This window comes from Novosphingobium album (ex Liu et al. 2023) (assembly GCF_029076845.1).
Taxonomy (GTDB): domain Bacteria; phylum Pseudomonadota; class Alphaproteobacteria; order Sphingomonadales; family Sphingomonadaceae; genus Novosphingobium.
Map to the genome: position 1 here is coordinate 1 of NZ_JARESE010000024.1, position 17,175 is coordinate 17,175.

At 62.3% G+C, this 17,175-nt stretch carries 18 protein-coding genes and 2 pseudogenes; 11 read left to right on the plus strand and 9 right to left on the minus strand.

Annotated elements, in window-relative coordinates:
• Window positions 1–107 (minus strand): annotated as a pseudogene (locus PYV00_RS08890) (IS5/IS1182 family transposase); the annotation flags it as partial.
• A gap of 68 nt (window positions 108–175) precedes the next feature.
• On the opposite strand from PYV00_RS08890, the gene PYV00_RS08895 reads away from it, so the two are divergent.
• Window positions 176–562, plus strand: coding sequence for a helix-turn-helix domain-containing protein (locus PYV00_RS08895; protein WP_129405295.1), 387 nt, complete (start codon window positions 176–178; stop codon window positions 560–562).
• Between the two features lie 3 nt (window positions 563–565).
• Here PYV00_RS08895 and PYV00_RS08900 read toward each other — a convergent pair whose 3' ends face one another.
• The 7 genes from PYV00_RS08900 to PYV00_RS08930 form a co-directional block, all read right to left on the minus strand.
• A complete protein-coding gene (locus tag PYV00_RS08900) occupies window positions 566–1,003 on the minus strand; it encodes a VOC family protein (protein WP_275227942.1) in 438 nt (145 codons plus the stop codon).
• 11 nt (window positions 1,004–1,014) lie between these two features.
• Window positions 1,015–2,472 (minus strand): aldehyde dehydrogenase family protein, encoded by a 1,458-nt coding sequence (locus PYV00_RS08905; protein ID WP_051585688.1) that lies wholly within the window; start codon window positions 2,470–2,472, stop codon window positions 1,015–1,017.
• Between the two features lie 66 nt (window positions 2,473–2,538).
• Entirely contained in the window at window positions 2,539–3,417 is an 879-nt protein-coding gene (locus PYV00_RS08910; protein WP_051585687.1) for a VOC family protein, read from the minus strand.
• Window positions 3,418–3,808: 391 nt separating this feature from the next.
• Window positions 3,809–4,495, minus strand: a complete 687-nt coding sequence (locus PYV00_RS08915) for a TetR/AcrR family transcriptional regulator (RefSeq protein WP_067737554.1) — start codon at window positions 4,493–4,495, stop codon at window positions 3,809–3,811.
• A 209-nt stretch (window positions 4,496–4,704) separates the two neighbouring features.
• Window positions 4,705–5,481 (minus strand): SDR family NAD(P)-dependent oxidoreductase, encoded by a 777-nt coding sequence (locus PYV00_RS08920; protein WP_129405292.1) that lies wholly within the window; start codon window positions 5,479–5,481, stop codon window positions 4,705–4,707.
• An 81-nt stretch (window positions 5,482–5,562) separates the two neighbouring features.
• Window positions 5,563–6,009: a nuclear transport factor 2 family protein gene (locus PYV00_RS08925; protein ID WP_051585685.1), complete on the minus strand. Its 447-nt coding sequence runs from the start codon at window positions 6,007–6,009 to the stop codon at window positions 5,563–5,565.
• A 447-nt stretch (window positions 6,010–6,456) separates the two neighbouring features.
• Window positions 6,457–7,059, minus strand: a complete 603-nt coding sequence (locus PYV00_RS08930) for a TetR/AcrR family transcriptional regulator (RefSeq protein WP_081796454.1) — start codon at window positions 7,057–7,059, stop codon at window positions 6,457–6,459.
• Between the two features lie 162 nt (window positions 7,060–7,221).
• On the opposite strand from PYV00_RS08930, the gene PYV00_RS08935 reads away from it, so the two are divergent.
• Complete coding sequence (locus PYV00_RS08935; RefSeq protein WP_051585684.1) at window positions 7,222–8,028, plus strand: SDR family NAD(P)-dependent oxidoreductase; 807 nt, start codon at window positions 7,222–7,224, stop codon at window positions 8,026–8,028.
• A gap of 68 nt (window positions 8,029–8,096) precedes the next feature.
• Window positions 8,097–8,756, plus strand: a pseudogene (locus tag PYV00_RS08940) (dienelactone hydrolase family protein); the annotation flags it as partial.
• On the opposite strand, the gene PYV00_RS24395 reads toward PYV00_RS08940, so the two are convergent.
• Window positions 8,661–9,464 carry a LysR family transcriptional regulator gene (locus tag PYV00_RS24395; RefSeq protein ID WP_150113452.1) on the minus strand — a complete coding sequence of 268 codons (804 nt, stop codon included), beginning with the start codon at window positions 9,462–9,464 and terminating at the stop codon, window positions 8,661–8,663. The pseudogene PYV00_RS08940 and the gene PYV00_RS24395 sit on opposite strands and share 96 nt — an antisense overlap.
• 99 nt (window positions 9,465–9,563) lie before the next feature.
• Here PYV00_RS24395 and PYV00_RS08950 point away from each other — a divergent pair, with 99 nt between their 5' ends.
• Genes PYV00_RS08950 through PYV00_RS08985 form a run of 8 tightly spaced genes read left to right on the plus strand, consistent with a single transcriptional unit; the run spans window position 9,564 to window position 17,164 of the window.
• Window positions 9,564–10,121 carry a carboxymuconolactone decarboxylase family protein gene (locus PYV00_RS08950; RefSeq protein WP_037486821.1) on the plus strand — a complete coding sequence of 186 codons (558 nt, stop codon included), beginning with the start codon at window positions 9,564–9,566 and terminating at the stop codon, window positions 10,119–10,121.
• A complete protein-coding gene (locus tag PYV00_RS08955) occupies window positions 10,118–11,113 on the plus strand; it encodes an ornithine cyclodeaminase family protein (RefSeq protein WP_037486820.1) in 996 nt (331 codons plus the stop codon). The genes PYV00_RS08950 and PYV00_RS08955 overlap by 4 nt, the downstream gene beginning before the upstream one ends.
• 14 nt (window positions 11,114–11,127) lie before the next feature.
• Complete coding sequence (locus tag PYV00_RS08960) at window positions 11,128–12,222, plus strand: cupin domain-containing protein (RefSeq protein WP_037486818.1); 1,095 nt, start codon at window positions 11,128–11,130, stop codon at window positions 12,220–12,222.
• Window positions 12,222–13,064, plus strand: a complete 843-nt coding sequence (gene hpaH, locus PYV00_RS08965) for a 2-oxo-hept-4-ene-1,7-dioate hydratase (protein WP_275227943.1) — start codon at window positions 12,222–12,224, stop codon at window positions 13,062–13,064. The genes PYV00_RS08960 and hpaH overlap by 1 nt, the downstream gene beginning before the upstream one ends.
• A 23-nt stretch (window positions 13,065–13,087) precedes the next feature.
• The gene (hpaI, locus tag PYV00_RS08970) at window positions 13,088–13,888 is read left to right on the plus strand and encodes a 4-hydroxy-2-oxoheptanedioate aldolase (protein ID WP_037486817.1); all 801 of its coding nucleotides are present in this window, start codon (window positions 13,088–13,090) and stop codon (window positions 13,886–13,888) included.
• A gap of 20 nt (window positions 13,889–13,908) precedes the next feature.
• Window positions 13,909–15,285: an aldehyde dehydrogenase family protein gene (locus PYV00_RS08975; protein WP_275227945.1), complete on the plus strand. Its 1,377-nt coding sequence runs from the start codon at window positions 13,909–13,911 to the stop codon at window positions 15,283–15,285.
• Window positions 15,282–15,521 carry a hypothetical protein gene (locus tag PYV00_RS08980; RefSeq protein ID WP_037486814.1) on the plus strand — a complete coding sequence of 80 codons (240 nt, stop codon included), beginning with the start codon at window positions 15,282–15,284 and terminating at the stop codon, window positions 15,519–15,521. The genes PYV00_RS08975 and PYV00_RS08980 overlap by 4 nt, the downstream gene beginning before the upstream one ends.
• On the plus strand, window positions 15,521–17,164 hold the full coding sequence (locus PYV00_RS08985) for an aldolase/citrate lyase family protein (RefSeq protein WP_275227946.1): 1,644 nt from the start codon (window positions 15,521–15,523) through the stop codon (window positions 17,162–17,164). Before PYV00_RS08980 ends, PYV00_RS08985 begins: the two co-directional genes overlap by 1 nt.
• The last annotated feature ends 11 nt before the right edge of the window (window positions 17,165–17,175 follow it).

Genomic DNA, 17,175 nt, shown 5'->3' on the forward strand with positions numbered 1-17,175 from the left:
GCCATCCCAGGATCAAACCAAACCTCCAGCGACCCGCGCCTCTTCAGCGCAGCGTTATACTCGGGCCAGTTGGTCGTGCGATACTTCGTGGGCGTCGGCTTGGGCATCCCGACCATCTACGTCTTCCGATTCCTCAAGGGAATCCATCACTTTGATATGCAACAAAGTCCTGCATATGCTGCGCTTCGCCAGGCCGGCCAATGGCGACGGGCAGATCCGCACCCCTCGGCGCGACCTGTGCTCGCGGGTGCAACGCCACATCGAGATGAACTTCGATGACCCGGATCTCTCCACCGGAACGATCGCCCGGTATTTCGGCGTCAGCGGCCGTTATATCCAGCTTGCGCTGACCACCGCCGATACCACCCCATCGGACTATATTCTAAAGGTCCGGTTGAAGGCGGCCGCCGGGATGCTGCGGAACGCGTCGCACCTTTCGATCACCGATATCGCCTTCGCTTGCGGGTTCAATGCTTCAGGCCATTTCGCGACCCTGTTTCGCAAAGCCTATGGCATGCCCCCGCGTGCCTACCGGTCTGAATCCCCTATGGTCAGTTGCTGATGTTCAGCGCGGCTGTCCCGGCATCGACTGGGCATTCGCCTCCGGCATATCGACCGCGTCTTCGTCCCTGACCTCGAAATTCAGTTCCAGCTGGATGTCATTGGGGTCGCGAACGAAAATCTGGCACCGGGTGCTGTTGGGGACGAGGTTGACGGAGAAAGGGACGCGCTGTTCGTCCAGATGCCGTTTCATCGCCGCAAAGCCGTGGCTCAGAAAGGCGATATGATCCACCGCCCCCGCCCCCGCGCCTTGCTCCATCGTCGTTCCGGCGATGTCGATGACATGGACGACGGGATGATCGCCGCGATACAGCCATGCCCCCGGCACGTCGAAGGGCGGGCGCGGGCCGGATCGCATGCCCAGCGCCCGTTCGTAGAAGCGCACGGTTTCATCCAGCTTGCGCGTCAGGATATTATAATGGTCGAGCAGTCCGACATCCATCTCCATGGCTCCTAACGCCGCAAGGCGATATTGTAGACCTTCTGTTCGGTATAGGAGAGCATTTCCTCCAATCCCTCCTCGCGCCCGGTGCCGCTATTCTTATAACCGCCGTAGTTCATCGCGGGATAATGCGGGCCGACCGAATTGATCCAGACGTAGCCGGCGCGCACGCGTCGTGCGGCGCCGAGCGCATCGTCGATATTGTTGGTCCAGATCGACGCGGTAAGCCCCAGATCGACCGCATTGGCGATCTCCAGCGCCTGATCGAAAGTCGACCATTTCATGACGGAGAGAAGCGGACCGAACACTTCCTCATTGGCGATGCGCATGTCCTGGGTCACGTCCCCGAACAATGTCGGACGCACCCAGAAGCCTTTTTCAAAACCCGGACCGGTCGGGCGCTGACCACCGGCAAGCAGCGTTGCGCCTTCGCGCTTCGCCATCTCGATATAGTTCAACACCTTGTCATACTGGACCTTCGAGTTGATCGCCCCCATCTGGCTGGTTTCGTCCATCGGATCGCCGACCCGGATCGCGTTGATCCGTTCGACCAGACCCGCCACCACCTCGTCATAAATGCTCTCGTGAAGGAGCAGCCGGCTGGTCGATCCGCATGACTGACCCTGCCACGAAAAGTTCATGCCGGCGATCGCCGATGCGATGATCGATTGCGGATCGACATCGGGGAACACGATCATCGGGTTCTTGCCGCCCAGTTCCAGCGTCACATGCTTGACCGCCACTTCCGCCGCCATCCGCTGGATCGCCATGCCGGTGCCCGCCGAGCCGATGAACGCGATGCGCTTGACCGCCGGGTGCCGCACCAGCGGCGCGCCCACGCCAGCGCCGGTACCGGTCACGATGTTGAACACGCCGGGCGGCAGCGCTTCCCGTGCGATCTCCGACAGGATCAAAGCCGAAAGCGAGGCGGTTTCGGGCGGCTTCACCACGACCGCATTGCCTGCCATCAGCGCGCCCGCGGTGCGCGCCGTCGCGAACATCACCGGATGGTTAAAGGGCACGATCCGCGCCACGACGCCGTAAGGTTCGCGCACTGTGAAGTGCAGATTGTCCGGGGTAGCGGGGATGGTTTCGCCCTTCAGTTCATAACCAAGCCCCGCATAATAATCGATACTCGCCACGCCATGCTTCACATCGCCTCGCATCGGCGCGATCGTGTTGCCGGTGTCGCGCACTTCGACCTCAAGCAGCTCGTCAGCCCGTTCCAGGATCTTGCGGCCGAAATTGCGCATGGCTTCGGCCCGCGCGGCGACGCCCATCGCATTCCATTGTGGCCATGCCCTGTCCGCCGCGTCCACCGCCTTCGCAACGTCGCGATCGTTACCCGCAGGAAAGCGACCGATCACATCTTCCGTCGCAGGGTTAATCGCGTCCATCCACGCGCCACCCTCGCTCTCCACAAGTTCACCGCCGATCAACATGCGGGTGGATTTCGTCAGGCCATTCATAACATTACTCCGTTGCCGCATCGCCATGCGGCCTCATCAAATCAGCAGAGAGGCGGACGCCGGGCGCTATTCGCGAAAGGCCAGCGGGGGGATACCGGCGACCCCCCATATGTCACCCTTATGCTCCGGTCCCCAGATCCGGGCTTCAACCAGATCGTCGACCGGAAATACTTCCATGTCGCCATAATATTCGACGAAATTGCCCGCCGGATCGGCATAATAGCTGAATATATTATTGCCCGGCCCATGCCGTCCGACACCCCAGGCGCAATCCAGCCCCTGATCGCGCAGCCGCCCGAAATTGCGCATCACATTGTCCAGCGACCCCACATCGAAGGCGATATGCTGCACGCCCGTCCGCCCGGTCTTGCTTTTCATCAGCGCCAGCGTGTGATGGTCCGCATTGCAGCGCAGGAAGGACATGCCCGCATGGGTCCGGTCGGTCACCTGAAACCCCAGAAGCCCGTAAAATTGTTCAGCGGCCGGCTGATCGGGCGTCCACAATACGACATGGCCGATGGCGAGCGGGCCGAGAGGATCGATGTCGCCTGACGCGGGAGCCGTATCCCCGGCTGGCACGACCAGCCTCACTTCCCGGCCGTCCGGGTCCGTCACCGCAATGGCCGCCGCGTCGCTGCGCGGCAGCGCATCTCCGGGGACCGACACCCGAAAGCCGGCTGCCGCAAGCCGCGCGGCAAATCCGTCCAGTGCCTCCATCGAAGCGACGGCGAAGGCCAGATGCGCAATCCGCGAAGGCCCCTGCTTCAGCAGGAAATCGTCATGCGCGCAATCGGCCGTGCGAAAGGCGTGATACTCACCATCCTTGCCCGCCGGTCGCAGCTTCCAGGTGTCGCGATAAAAACGCACGGCCTCGGCCATGTCCGGCATTTGCAGGGCGATCCTGTGGATGCCTGCGACACGATCTGAACTGTTGCTGCGCGTCATTATGCCTTCGCTCTCCAAATCCCGAACCGCCGGTTTTCGGCCGGATAGATCATATATTAATTATGAACACGTCCATTTTCGACCGGGCTTTTGCCCATGTCAAGATCGATCGCTCTTACATAATGAACATGTCCATATTTTCAATAAAATATGGCAGAGACCCTGAATGAGATTCCGCAGCTTTTGCCGCTGCTGTCCCTTGCACGACTACCAGCTGTCAGGCCCGGCGATCCCGGCGCATTCGTACTGACCGCTGATCATCCCCGGCGCGACGGCGGCAACGTGGCCCCTCCCGGAAATATCGCGTCGCGCGGCAAAGCAAGCTGGAGACGAGCGCAGTCCATATGGCAACGGCCGGGCACCCCGCCCGCTTCCCGCCTGTCGCGATAGATCAACCGTCCATTCGGGCTTTTTTCGCCTGACTGCGGGGTCGCGCGGGGGAAACGGCCTTGATCGCCCGGCTGCTGATCGGCCTGGGCTTCAATCCAACGATCTGCAACTTTATCAATCGTCCGAGATAGGCGATGCCCTCGTCGGCCACCGGATCGTCGCCACCGATCCAGAAACGGGCCGTCGCCGAAAAGATAAGGAAGAAATTCTGGGCGATCATCTCGGTCGTTTCGCCGGGATTGATCTCTCCTTTACGGATCGCATCCTCCACCAGCAGTTCAACCTGCCGTGCGACGGCGCGGCGTGTGCGCTTATATTCCTCGCCGTGCATGCCGCCGGAATAATAATTGACCTGAAGAAAGATGCGGGCGAGACGCGGATTGCTGGCCCAGTCACGATAAAAGGGGCTGAAAAAGGCGAGGATACGCTCATCGAGCGGCTGGTCCGCCGCCCTTACCAGATCGATCGCATGTTCCATGATCTCAAGGGTGATTTCGTTGAACACCAGCAGCGTCAGGTCACGCTTGTCCGCAGCATATAGCGACAATGTACCCAGGGCCACATGCGCTTCGTGCGCCACGTCGCGCAAGGTCGTGGCGTCATAGCCATGTTCGGCAAACAGCTTCAGGGCCGCCAGCCTTATGCGCTCCCTTTTCTCAGCCTTGTTTCGCTCTCTCACACGCGTCACGGTCAATCTCCAGTCCAGGCATCCGTAGGTCTTGGAATTCCCCTGTCATATCCATAGTCCCGATACACACATGTGAAAATCCTGCGGATCCAAATGCAATGACCGCGCGACCGGCATAGGTCAATCGGGCACGGATCGCGCGCCCACAGGTGCGGGCGGAGAGTGATTGCCCGCGCCTGACCTGTCCGCCGGACAGGCCGCGCGATCGATCAGCCGGCCAATTCTCCTCCATCGACGGGAATGACGCTGCCGGTCACAAAGCCGGCCATGTTCGACGCGAGGAACTGGACGACACGCGCAACGTCGTCGGGCCGCCCCGATCGTCCCAGCGGCAGGCGGCTGGCAAACATGTTCAACCCGGCGTTCACCTCCTCGCCACGACGGCGCATGGCCGCGACGCCGTCCGTTTCGGTCATCGTCGGGGCGACGCCAACCACGCGAATGCCCTTGTGCCCCAGTTCGACCGCAAGGCTTTTGGTCAGGCCCACCACCGCATGTTTGGACGCCACATAATGAGCAGGGTTCAGGCCGTTGGTGCAGTCAAACCCGGCGGTCGACGCCAGATTGATAATCACGCCCCTGTTCTGCTTCATCCGCAACGCCGCCTCACGCGCGCCGAAAAACGTGCCCCGCAGGTTGATGTCGAGCACCGTCCCCCAATCGCTGTCGGTGATTTCGAGCACGCCGCCGGCGGGGAAGATGCCGGCATTGTTCACCCAGATGTCGAGCTGGCCCGTCCGTGCCACAGCCAGATCGGCAAGCGCCGTGATCGAGTCATGGTCGCGCACATCCATGCCGACGCCATGATGCTGGCCGCCGAACTGCGTCAGATCGGTCGCGACCGCCTGCGCTTCGGCCTGATTAAGGTCCCCGATGACCAGCGTCGCGCCCGCTTCCGCAAGACGCAGCGCTATCGCGCGGCCAAGCCCTGCGCCGCCGCCCGTGACAACGGCGGTGCGGCCGGCGAGCGATACCAGTTCGGTCAGGCTTTACCCGGAAAAATCCGTATAGGCCATAACAACTCTCCTTGAAGATGCTCCGCGCTTCCGGCGGATGAACCTGTATGATTATTTGGCTTTGTGGGCTTCGGATTCGAACGACAGGACGATCCGGCGTTCGCGGATGCGCCATACGCCCTCCGCTTCGCGCCGGTAGATGTCATGTGCGTCCGCCAGCGCAATCGGCTCCGCCGGGGTCAGGTCCGGGCCGCTCGACCGGAACAGCATGATGAAGCACACGCCCCTGATCTGATCGGCGCCATCTTCCCAGAATCGGAAATTGGTCGCCACATGGCGGGCACGACGCGTCCGGGCCTCAGCCCGGCTGCGACCATAGGCATTGACCGCCTCGCGTCCGATACAGTCCGGCCCGGCACCGATCAGGCAGCCATCTTCCGTGTAGAGATCGCCCAGATTTTCCGACAGATGAAAATCCAGCCGATAGGCATGCTCGGCGATCAGTGCTTCCAGTTCGGCGCGGATAGCGGGATCCTTGACAGGCGTCCCGATGCTCACAGCGCTGTCTCCTTCATTGCAGCCACTTCTTCGCGCAACAGTTTCCAGCGACGGCCACACTCCCGCGACGCTTCGGCATATTCCTCCGGGAACACGTCATAGGGTGGGCGACACGGGCCGGGCACGCTGTAACCGGCCTCGGCGATGCGGGTCTTTTCGACCTGGATATTATAGCTGGCGAACAGCTCGGCATTGCTCAGCAGTAAATAACTTGGACATCCTCTCCGCTACCAGCAGCACATTCAAAGGTGCGTTCGTAGTACCCGTACCTGCTTCTAAATGGACATGTCCATAAATATCTCGCTTGTCAAGGGCGAAGGCATATTCACCTGTCAACCAGGCGCACGCGCGACAAATCCTCGGTCCCGGGCAGTGCCGTTCCTCATCGACAGACCGTTCAAGCCCATGGTCCCGTGACCGGGGCGGAGGCAGTCCGGCCTGAAGGCGCTACTGGAGTATCGCTCGCATCAGGTGGCGGAAGGCAAGTTTCAAGCGCGCCTTGTCGCCTTCGGGATTTGCCACCGTCCGCATCATCAGGCCTTCGAGCACAAGGACGAGCATTTCGACCCTGCATTCCAGTTCTTCAGGCCGTTCGGGCGGGAAATAAGGTTCCAGCAGGACACGAGCATTATGCCGCAGGCGATAGTCCTGATCGGCCACGATGCTGTTGATCTGTTCGCTACGCCCCGATTCGGCGAACACATCCATGACGTATCGCGCCTGGACCGGATCGACCAGCCAATCGAAATCATCGAGCGCCGTATTGACGACCGCATCCGTATCCATCTTCGTATGAACAGCCAGGCCGGGCGTATGATTGATATAGTCTGCGAACTTACGCTCGCACAGGGTGAGGATGATGTCCTCCTTATTATCGAAATGACGATAGACATGCCCAACGCTCATGCCCGCCTCCGCGGCGATCCGATTAACGCTGGCAGCATGAAATCCCTCGCGCCGGAAACATTGCTCGGCAGCCGCTAGGACCTGCTCGCGTCGCATTTGCGCGCGTTCCTGCTGCCTGGCGAGAGCGTCTGGATTTTTAGTCATGCCTGATCTTCACTCTCCCGTCAGCTAGCCTCATCTGCTATCTTGACACGAATATAGCATGCAAACTAAACCAAAAAAATAAGGAGTGAGCAATCACTCTTTTTATTTCTAAGCCTGGATCGGCACCGAAAGCCGGCGGCAAATCATGCAAGGAGAGCGGATATGAGTAGCAGCATGAATGGAAAAGTCTGCGTCGTGACCGGCGCTGCCCAGGGCATTGGCCGTGGCTGCGCGATCGAACTGGCCAAGGCGGGCGGCCGGATCGTCGTTAGCGATCGCAACCCCGACGGTGGGCAGAAAACCGTATCGGAAATTCGGGATCTGGGCGGCGATGCCACGTTCATCGCCTGCGACGTGCGCAACAAGGCCGAGATCGCGGCATTGATGCAGGGTGCGGCGGATCATTTCGGTGGCATCGACGTGCTGCACAACAATGCCGGCACGCATGAAACCGATCTGGCCCAGAAAACCGCGGTGCACGAAATGGACGACGACATCTGGGATATCGTCTACGAAGTCAATCTGCGGTCCATCTGGTATGCTGTGCGCGCCGCTCTGCCCTGGCTGCGCGATTCCAAGGGCGCGTCGATCATCAACACCGCATCAATGGCCTCTTTCACGGCCATGCCGGTATCGCCCGCCTATTGCGCGACCAAGGGCGGCGTATTGATGCTGACCAAGGCGATGGCGGTCGATCTGGCGCAGTTCGGCATCCGGGTCAATTGCATCAATCCCGGCACGATCAAGACGCCTCTGCTCGACAAATATTTCGACATCATCGAAGATCCGCAAGTCCGCGCCGCCGCGCTCAAGGGCTTTACCGGAGGTAACCTGATCCCGCGCATGGGAACGCCCGAAGAGATTGGCAAGCTCGTCTGCTACCTCGCGTCCGATGACTCCTCCTTCACCACCGGCGCATCACACATGATCGATGGGGGCGTGACCATCTGGCGTGGCTCGGTCGACTGAACGGGCGGAGATGAGGGGCTGGGTGGCCTTTATGTTGATCCACCGCGAACGCCAAGGGAGTATGAGTGATGGGCAATCTGGTTGAAATCACTGCGGCCGATGGCGGCCGCTTCAACGCCTATGTCGCGATGCCGGAAGGCGGCAGCGGGCCGGGCCTTGTCCTGCTGCAGGAAGCGTTCGGCGTGACGCAGTTCATGCGCGACATGGCTGATCGTTTCGCAAGCGACGGCTATGTCGTCACTGTGCCAGATCTTTACTGGCGGATCGAAGCCGGGGTCGAACTGACCGACGCGGAGTTCGACCGTGCGATGGACATATACCGGCAGTTCGACCTGAATCTGGCCATCGACGATATAAAGGCGACGATCGGCGCTCTGCGCGCGATGCCGGAACAGCGTGGCGGCGTGGGCGCCGTGGGTTTTTGCCTGGGCGGTCGACTGGCCGCGATGGCGGCCGCCCGCACTGACATCGACTGCGCCGTGGCTTATTATGGCGTCGGCATCACCGATCATCTGGACGAACTGGAGCAGGTCAGAATCCCGCTGGGCTTCCATTTCGGTACGGAAGACCAGGATTGCGCGGCCGACATCGCACCGATCGCGGCGCTGGCGGAACGGCATGATAATGTGTCGCTATGGATGTATAACAAGGCCGGCCATGGCTTTGCCAACCCACATCGCGGCTTCTTCTCCGCGGCGGCCGAGGAACTGGCCTATATCCGCACCCTTGCGATCATCCGCGCCGCGATCGGCCCGAAATTCGATCTGGAAGGCATGTGGGGTCGGATCGAAACCGGCGAGACGGCAAAGCGCCTGCAGATCCGCGTGGACGTTGAAGCCGCGCGTCGGCTGATAGGCGACGAACGGGCTCGCACGCAGAGCATCGATTCCGATGGCGCCACTATCCGAAAGCAGGGGATGGCCGACCGGCAGTGCCACGATCAGGGGCTCGCTGTGCACGAAGCGCGTCTCGATCAATTCGTCAAAAATCGGCAGCCGTACGGTGCCGACATCGATCTCACCCAAGCGCAGCGCCTCGATCTGATGAAGCACTGACATGGCGTGGAAAACGATCTCGACTTCCGGAGTTGTTTCGCGGAAGCGTCGCACCAGCGCGGGGACCAGCGCATAGACCGTCGATCCGCCGAAGCCGATATCGAGCGTCCCGCTCAGCCCCTCGGCGAAGCGGCGCGCGCGTGCCGATCCGTCGTCCAATATCTCCAGCGCCTTGCGCGCGTCGGCGATGAACACCTTGCCCGCAGGCGTGAGCGCAACATGGTGCTTGTCGCGATCAAACAGACGCGCGCCGATCTCGTTCTCCAGCTCGCGAATCGCCCGACTGAGAGGCGGCTGGGAGATGTTGCACCGGCGCGCGGCACGCGTGAAGTTTAGTTCCTCCGCGATCGCGATGACGTACCGCATCTGCCGAAGGTCCATCGCTATATCTCCTTGGTATCACCATCAGTCGTATAAAGTATTTCAGTCGAATCGCCATCCGTCCGACAGTCAGTTCAACGACAAGGAGCCTTCGGCGATATGAGCGACCGCATTGCACGGTTGGAATTCGGTGCGTTGGCGCCGCGCGTCCAGGATGTGCTTCGTGCTCGCGTCGAGCGGCTCGGCTATCTGGGTGAGTTCTTCAAATGCGCTGGCGCACAGCCCGATGTGCTGGCTCCCTTCATGGAGATGACCGAGGCGCTGAAGAAGGCGCTGCCAGACCGCCTGACCGAAACCGGCGCGCTGACCATCGCGACACTGCTCGACAACCGCTACGAGCTTCATCAGCATGAGCAACTGGCGAAGAAGCTGGGCTTCGGCGAGGAATGGGTGGCGGCGGTCGAGCAGCTCTCGCCGCAGAGCGCCCCTCATCTTTCAGATGCGGAGCGTGCCGTTCAGCGTCTCGTCGTTGCGATGGTCGAGCGCGGCGGCAGGGGCGTTTCGGAGGAGCGGGAAGCGTTGATAGATGCGATCGGCCCTGAACAGACGATCGCCGTCATGTTCCTGGTCGGCCGCTACATTACCCATGCGATGATCGTGAACGGGCTGGAACTGGCGCCGCCGGTGCCGTCGATTTTCGAGGTGGCTGGCGCTTGACCCAGGGGATCTGGATTTCCGAGGCCGAGGTCGTCTCGCTAATGGCGTTGCCCGAGGCGATCGACGCCTTGCGCGCCGGGCTTCGCGAGGAGGCCGCAAGCCGCGCGACCAATATGGTGAAGACGCATGCGACCTGGGCGAATGGCTCGACCCTGCACGCAATCGGCGCGGTATTCGAGGGCTGGAACATCGTCGGCGCGAAGACATGGGCCCATACGGCAGGAGGCGCGATGCCCCTGTTGATGTTGCTCGACGCCGGCACCGGTGCGCTCGTCGCGCTGATCGAAGCGTTCGCGCTTGGCCAGATGCGCACGGGCGGGATCAGCGGTGTGGGCACCGACGTGATGGCCCGGCCCGACGCATCGCGCCTGGCTATGATCGGTGCCGGCAAGCAGAGCATTACTCAGGTCGCCGCAGTTGCGGCGGTCCGGCGGCTCGACCGGGTCACCGTGTGGAGTCCGACGGCGGCCAATCGCGAGGCGCTTGCCGCCAAGGTCGAGCAGAAGCTGGGCATCGAGGCGATCGCCACCCAGACGCTTGACGAGGCGCTGGACGCCTCAGATATCGTCACTCTGGTCACGCGGGCGCGCGAGCCGGTCATTACGCGGGATATGCTGGCGCGCGGCGTGCACTTGAACGCCGTCGGCGCGATCACGCCCGAGCGGGTGGAGTTCGAACCCTCCCTGCTCGAACGCGCCACCCTCATCGGCGCGGACTCCGTTCCCCAAGTGCGCAAGCTCAGCCAGGAATTCATGATCGCGTTCGGCGACGACGAAGCGCAATGGGCGCGGCTTCAGCCGCTGTCCGCGCTGGTCGCTGGCGACAGCGTACGGCCAGCCGATGCCGATCTGACCGTCTTCAAGGCGATGGGCATGGGCATTTCCGATCTGTCGCTCGGCATCGAGATTTTCCGACGGGCTCGTGAGGCCGGGCTCGGCCGCGCCATTCCCCCGATCATTCGCCAAGCGCCGCGCCTGACGCTGAACCAATAGAAGGATTTTTCGCCATGAGCAGCAGCGTATTCGTCGATGCCACCGGCCCGATCCCGGAAAAGGAAGCGCCCTGGGAGCCGATCGTCATCTCCAAGGCGGCGATCGACGCCGAGATATCGCGCCTCGCCGCGCTTCCGCAGCCGGCCAATGGCCGCCGCCGCTCCTATTTCCGCCACCCGATGAACCGTCGCTCGAACGGCCTCGCGCCCGGCATCGAAGTCGCGCTCGATGTTCTACTGCCGGGCGAGGAGACGGCAACCTTCCGGCAGAATTCGACGCAGGTGAATTTCGTTATCCGGGGCGAGGGCGAGACCGAGATCAGCGGTCAGCGCCGTGCCACCGCGCTCCACGACGTATGGAACACGCCGTCGATGCGGATTTATCGCCACAAGAATAACAGCGAACAAGTCTATGCGCGGCTCACCTATTCCAACGGCGCGCTGCTCGACATGCTCAACATTCATGTCGTCGAGGAAAACCCCCAGCCGATGCTGAAGTCCATCGACCGCGAAGAAGGCGGCGAGGGCGAGGACAATCGCCGCACCAGCCCATATGGCACTTTCCAGCTCACCGAGGAAGGCGCCTGGCTGATGCCGTACGAGCGGCTGATCAATCCACCTTCGGTCACCAGCCCCGCGCTATATTGGCCCTGGGAACAGGTGAAGGAGCATCTCGACAAGCTTGAGGCGCTGGGCAAGGACTATATCGGCCGCCGCTTGTACCTGCTCTACAACCCGATGACCGGTCGCACCAACGGCACGACGCCGAACTTCTTCGCGACGATGACCGTGCGTCCGCCCAAGATCGTCGATCGCCCGCACCGTCACTCGTCTGCGGCAGTGAACTATTATTTCTCCGGCTCGGGCCGCTCGACCGTCGAGGGCAAGACCTATGAGTGGAAGGCCGGCGACCTGATGCTTTCCGCGCCCGGCTGGTCGGTCCATAACCATGCAAGCTACGACGAGCCGGTATATGAGCTGACCATTCAGGATCAGCCGCTCAACATCGCGATGGAATCGCTGCTGTGGCAGGAAAGCCTGAAGGAGCCGCCGGCACTGCTGGGGGCTGAGGAGGGCTTTGCCACCAATCGCGCCGCGGTGTCAGGCTGATGGCGCAGGCGCGCCGCATCGACGACTTCGGCGGCGTCACGCTCAACGACGCGGCGATCGCCGATGCGGCGAACGCCCTGGCGACGGCCGAGCGCGACCGCAGCCAGATCCGCCTGCTCAGCGAGACCTATCCGGGCATGACGATGGACGACGCCTATGCCGTCCAGGCGGCATGGGTGCGGATGAAGCGGGCGGCCGGCGATCCGGCGATCGGCTGGAAGATTGGCCTCACCTCAAAGGCGATGCAGGCCGCGCTTTCGATCGACATTCCCGATTCGGGCGTGCTGCTGGGCAGCATGGCTTTCGCCAACGGCGCCGACATTCCGACCGGGCGTTTCATCCAGCCGCGGGTCGAGGCAGAGATCGCCTTTGTGATAAAGGAGACGATCGACCCAGCCCGCGCGTCGATCGAGGCGATCCTCGCCGCGACCGATTATGTCGCACCCGCGCTAGAGATACTGGATACGCGCGTCACCCGGCTGGATCCGCACAATGGCCGGCCGCGCACCATATGCGACACGATCGCGGACAACGCAGCCAACGGCGGCATCGTAATGGGTGAGCCGGTGCGCGATCTCGCCGGCCTAGATCTGCGCTTCGTTGGCGCCGTGGTATCGCGCAACGGCGAGGTCGAGGAAACCGGCCTCGGTGCCGGCGTGCTTGGCAATCCGCTGGTGTCCCTTGCCTGGTTGGTGGAGCGGCTGGCGGCCTATGGAGATCGCATCGAGGCAGGCCAGATTGTGCTGTCCGGATCGTTCATCCGCCCCGTCGAGGCTCCGCCGGGGAGCCGCTTCCTGGGGGATTTCGGCGGCTTCGGCCGCGTTTCCTGCTGCTTCCTTTGAGACCGGGCCAGGATCGGGACGTCATGCACAATCCCTTCAAACAGGCGATCGGCGAAGGTCGCGCGCAAATCGGCCTCTGGCAGGCTCTGGCTTCCCCTTATTGCTGTGAGATCTGTGCGGGCGCCGGCTTCGACTGGTTGCTGATCGACGGCGAGCACGCACCGAACGACCTGCGATCGGTGCTGGCGCAGCTGCAGGCTGCGGCTGCCTATCCGGTCGAGCCGGTAGTCCGCCTGCCAGTCGGCGACGCCGTCTTGGTCAAGCAATATCTCGATCTGGGTGCGCGGACGCTGCTGGTGCCGATGATCGAGAACGCTGGCGCCGCGGCGGCGATGGTTCGTGCCACCCGCTATCCGCCCCACGGCATTCGCGGCGTAGGCTCCGCGATCGGGCGGGCTAGCCGCTGGAACCGGCATCGGGACTATCTGCAGGCCGCCGCAGCCGAAATCTGCCTGCTCGTCCAGATCGAGAGCCGCGCGGCGCTCGCCGATATCGACGCGATCGCGCGTGTCGAGGGCGTCGACGGCGTCTTCATCGGCCCGTCAGATCTCGCCGCCGATCTCGGCCATCTCGGCGATCCCATGCATCCCGAGGTGCAGGCGATGATCGAGACCGGCATCGCCGCGGTGCGCGCCGCCGGCAAGCCGGTGGGCATGCTAATCGCCAATGAGCAGGCGGCACGTCGCTATCTTGGACTCGGCGCCAACTTCGTCGCGGTTGGCACCGATGTCACGCTGCTCGCGCGGGGGGCGGAGGCGCTGGCCGCAAGCTTCCGCGACGTGCCCGCGCAGGCCGCGGCCCCGCCTCCTCCCAGCGTCTATTGAAAGTCAGGAAGGCAATCGACATGCGGACCGAGGTCATCTCGATCAATCCCGCCACCGGCGAGGAAATCGCGCGCTACCCCGCGCTCGACGGGCCTGCGCTGGAGAAGGTCGTGGCAGCGGCAGACGCCGCCTTCGCTAATTGGCGGACGAACAGCGTTGATCAGCGCGCCCTGGCCTTTCGCCGCCTAGCCGACATGCTGGAGGCGCGCCGCGACGCGCTCGCCCGGCTGATTACGCTCGAAATGGGCAAGCCGATAAGCGCGGCGGGCGCAGAGGTCGACAAATGCGCGCGGCTGGTGCGCTGGTACGCCGATAATCTGGTCCAGCTTCTTGCCGATGAGACGCCCGATATCGGCGGCGACGGCACGGCGGCGATCAGCTATCTCCCGCTCGGCGTGGTGCTAGGCGTGATGCCATGGAATTTCCCGCTCTGGCAGGTGCTGCGCGCCGCCGTGCCGATTATGTGCGCAGGTAACGGCTTTCTGCTCAAACATGCCGACAATGTTCAGGGTAGTGCCTGGGCGCTTAGCGAATGTTTCCGGGCGGCGGCCTTCCCCGAGGGTTTGTTCGGCATTGTCCACGCCGATCGCGCTCTGGTCACCGGTCTGCTCGCCGACCGTCGCATCGTCGGCGTCACCGTCACCGCGGGTGTCGCCGCGGGTGCCTCGCTGGCGGCCGAGGCCGGGCGCCACATCAAGAAGTCGCTGCTCGAGCTGGGCGGGTCCGATCCCTTCATCGTCCTCGCAGATGCCGATCTCGATCTTGCCGTCGCCGCTGCCGTCGAAGCGCGGTTCCAGAACTGCGGGCAGGTGTGCATCGCGGCGAAGCGGATCATCGTCGCCGCCCCGATCATGGAAGCGTTCGTCGCCCGGTTCGTCGAGGTGGCGCGCGGGATCCGGTACGGAGATCCCCTCGATCCCGACACGTGGATGGGTCCGATGGCGCGGGTGCGCGCCCGGTCCGATGTTCACGGCCAGGTCTGCCGCAGCGTGGCGATGGGCGCGCGGCTGTTGCTCGGCGGCGAGATCCCGGAAGGGCCGGGAGCCTACTACCCGCCCACGGTCCTGGTCGACGTGACCCGCGACATGCCCGTCTGCGCCGAGGAGACGTTCGGACCCGTCGCCGCGATCATGACCGCCGAGGATGCCGAGGACGCGGTGCGCATCGCCAACGACAGCGATTTTGGCCTGTCGGCGTCCTTGTGGACCGCGGATATCGAAGCCGCCGACCGGCTGGCGCGGCGGATCGAGACCGGCGCGGTCTTCGTCAACGGCATGTCCGCTTCGGACCCGCGCGTGCCGATCGGCGGTGTAAAACACAGCGGCTATGGCCGCGAACTCTCGCATTTCGGCTTGCGCGAGTTCTGCAACGTGCAGCTGCGCTGGGTGCGGCCGTGACCGATAAGGTCGAACATATCGACGCGGTAGTCGCGGCCGTCGAACGCCAGGCGGAGGGCTGGGCGGTTCACAATCACGCCAGCTTCGATGAGCCGGTCTATGAACTCACTATCCAGGATCAACCACTCAACCTCGTGATGGAATCCCTGCTTTGGCAGGAAAGCCTTAAGGAGCCTCTTGCCCTGCTGGGAGTGGAGCAGGGATTTGCAACCAACCGTGCAGAGGTGGCAGCTTGATGCAGTCTACAACCCCGCCTGTCATAAGTGGCCGGATCGGGCGCACGCTCGACTTCGAAGCCATTCAGGCCGCAGCGTCGGCACTCGAAGGGGCTGAGCGGAGCGGAAAGCAGATCCGTCTTCTGAGCGAAATCTATCCAGAGATCACGATGGACGATGCTTATGCGATTCAGGATTGCTGGATCGGGATGAAACTGGCCGCTGGGGAGAAGCTGGCTGGCTGGAAGATAGGCTTGACATCCAAGGCTATGCAGGCGTCGGTTTCGATCGACATTCCCGACTCCGGGGCCCTGCTGGAATCGATGCGCTTTCCAAATGGCGCGGTTATTGTGCCTGGCCGCTTCATCCAACCCCGGATAGAGGCCGAGATCGCGTTCGTGATGAAAGGTCCGCTGGAAGGGACGGCCGCGGCGGAAGATGTCCTTGCTGCAACGGATTACATTGCTCCGGCGCTGGAAATTCTCGATACAAGAATCGCTCGCAAGGATCCCCAGACGGGTAAGCTGCGCACAGTCTATGACACGATTTCGGACAATGCGGCCGATGGCGGTTTTGTCCTTGGCGATGCGGTCACGGATTTCTCCGGACTTGATATGCGTTGGCTTGGCGCGATCGTGTCACGCGATGGTGAGGTCGAGGAAACGGGGCTGAGCGCCGGCGTTTTGAACAACCCCTTGATGTCGGTTGCCTGCTGGCGCAACGTCTTGCGACCTATGGCCACAGGATTGAGGCCGGCCAGGTTATCCTGTCAGGATCATTCATCCGCCCTATCGAGGCCATTCCCGGAAGTGAAATTGTCGGCGATTTCGGAACTTTTGGACATGTGTCATGTAAGTTCGAGTGAACATCTCCGTGCCAAGCAGGAGGCACCTATGAATCCGTTCAAGGCGGCCATCGGAGCAAGGCGCGCGCAGATCGGCCTGTGGCAGGCGCTGGCCTCTCCCTACACGGCTGAAATTTGCGCAGGCTCGGGTTTTGACTGGCTGCTGATCGATGCGGAACACGCGCCGAACGACATTCCGCTAGTTCTTGCCCAGCTTCAGGCCACGGCTGCCTATCCTGTTGAACCAATGGTGCGCATTCCAAGCGCAGATGCGGTCTTGATCAAGCAATACCTCGATATCGGTGCGCGCTCCCTGATGGTTCCCATGGTCGAAACGGCAGAGATGGCCACAGGGATAGTCCGGGCGACGCGTTATCCACCACATGGCATCCGGGGCGTTGGTTCGGCAATCGGGCGCGCAAGTCGCTGGAACCGCAGGGCGGGGTATCTGCAAAAGGCCTCAGAAGAAATCTGTGTAGTCGTGCAACTGGAGACCGTTGCGGCCATCAAAAACCTGCATGCCATTGCACAAGTCGAAGGTGTTGACGGGATATTTTTGGGGCCTTCGGATCTCGCCGCAGACATGGGATACCTCGGCAATGCGCAACATTGTGATGTTCAGATGTTGATCGAGAATGCCTTGGCAGAGCTCAACAAGCTTGGCGTCCCGGCCGGAATATTGATGGCGGATGAGGCATTGGCCAAGCGTTATCTAGAACTTGGCGTCAGTTTCATTGCCGTTGGGACCGATATTTCTCTCCTTGCGCGCGGAGCTGAGCAACTGTACGCTCGGTTCCGATCAATGAATGGGGAAAGCTGATGATACGAAGT

Excerpts from the sequence above, each read along its gene's own strand:
- PYV00_RS08905 (WP_051585688.1), bottom strand. The coding sequence starts at position 2,472 with ATGAATGGCCTGACGAAATCCACCCGCATGTTGATCGGCGGTGAACTT.
- PYV00_RS08975 (WP_275227945.1), top strand. The coding sequence starts at position 13,909 with ATGCGGACCGAGGTCATCTCGATCAATCCCGCCACCGGCGAGGAAATC.
- PYV00_RS08985 (WP_275227946.1), top strand. The coding sequence starts at position 15,521 with ATGCAGTCTACAACCCCGCCTGTCATAAGTGGCCGGATCGGGCGCACG.
- PYV00_RS08895 (WP_129405295.1), top strand. The coding sequence starts at position 176 with ATGCTGCGCTTCGCCAGGCCGGCCAATGGCGACGGGCAGATCCGCACC.
- PYV00_RS08910 (WP_051585687.1), bottom strand. The coding sequence starts at position 3,417 with ATGACGCGCAGCAACAGTTCAGATCGTGTCGCAGGCATCCACAGGATC.
- PYV00_RS08950 (WP_037486821.1), top strand. The coding sequence starts at position 9,564 with ATGAGCGACCGCATTGCACGGTTGGAATTCGGTGCGTTGGCGCCGCGC.
- PYV00_RS08930 (WP_081796454.1), bottom strand. The coding sequence starts at position 7,059 with ATGACTAAAAATCCAGACGCTCTCGCCAGGCAGCAGGAACGCGCGCAA.
- PYV00_RS24395 (WP_150113452.1), bottom strand. The coding sequence starts at position 9,464 with ATGGACCTTCGGCAGATGCGGTACGTCATCGCGATCGCGGAGGAACTA.
- hpaI (WP_037486817.1), top strand. The coding sequence starts at position 13,088 with ATGCACAATCCCTTCAAACAGGCGATCGGCGAAGGTCGCGCGCAAATC.
- PYV00_RS08960 (WP_037486818.1), top strand. The coding sequence starts at position 11,128 with ATGAGCAGCAGCGTATTCGTCGATGCCACCGGCCCGATCCCGGAAAAG.
- PYV00_RS08900 (WP_275227942.1), bottom strand. The coding sequence starts at position 1,003 with ATGGATGTCGGACTGCTCGACCATTATAATATCCTGACGCGCAAGCTG.
- PYV00_RS08935 (WP_051585684.1), top strand. The coding sequence starts at position 7,222 with ATGAGTAGCAGCATGAATGGAAAAGTCTGCGTCGTGACCGGCGCTGCC.
- hpaH (WP_275227943.1), top strand. The coding sequence starts at position 12,222 with ATGGCGCAGGCGCGCCGCATCGACGACTTCGGCGGCGTCACGCTCAAC.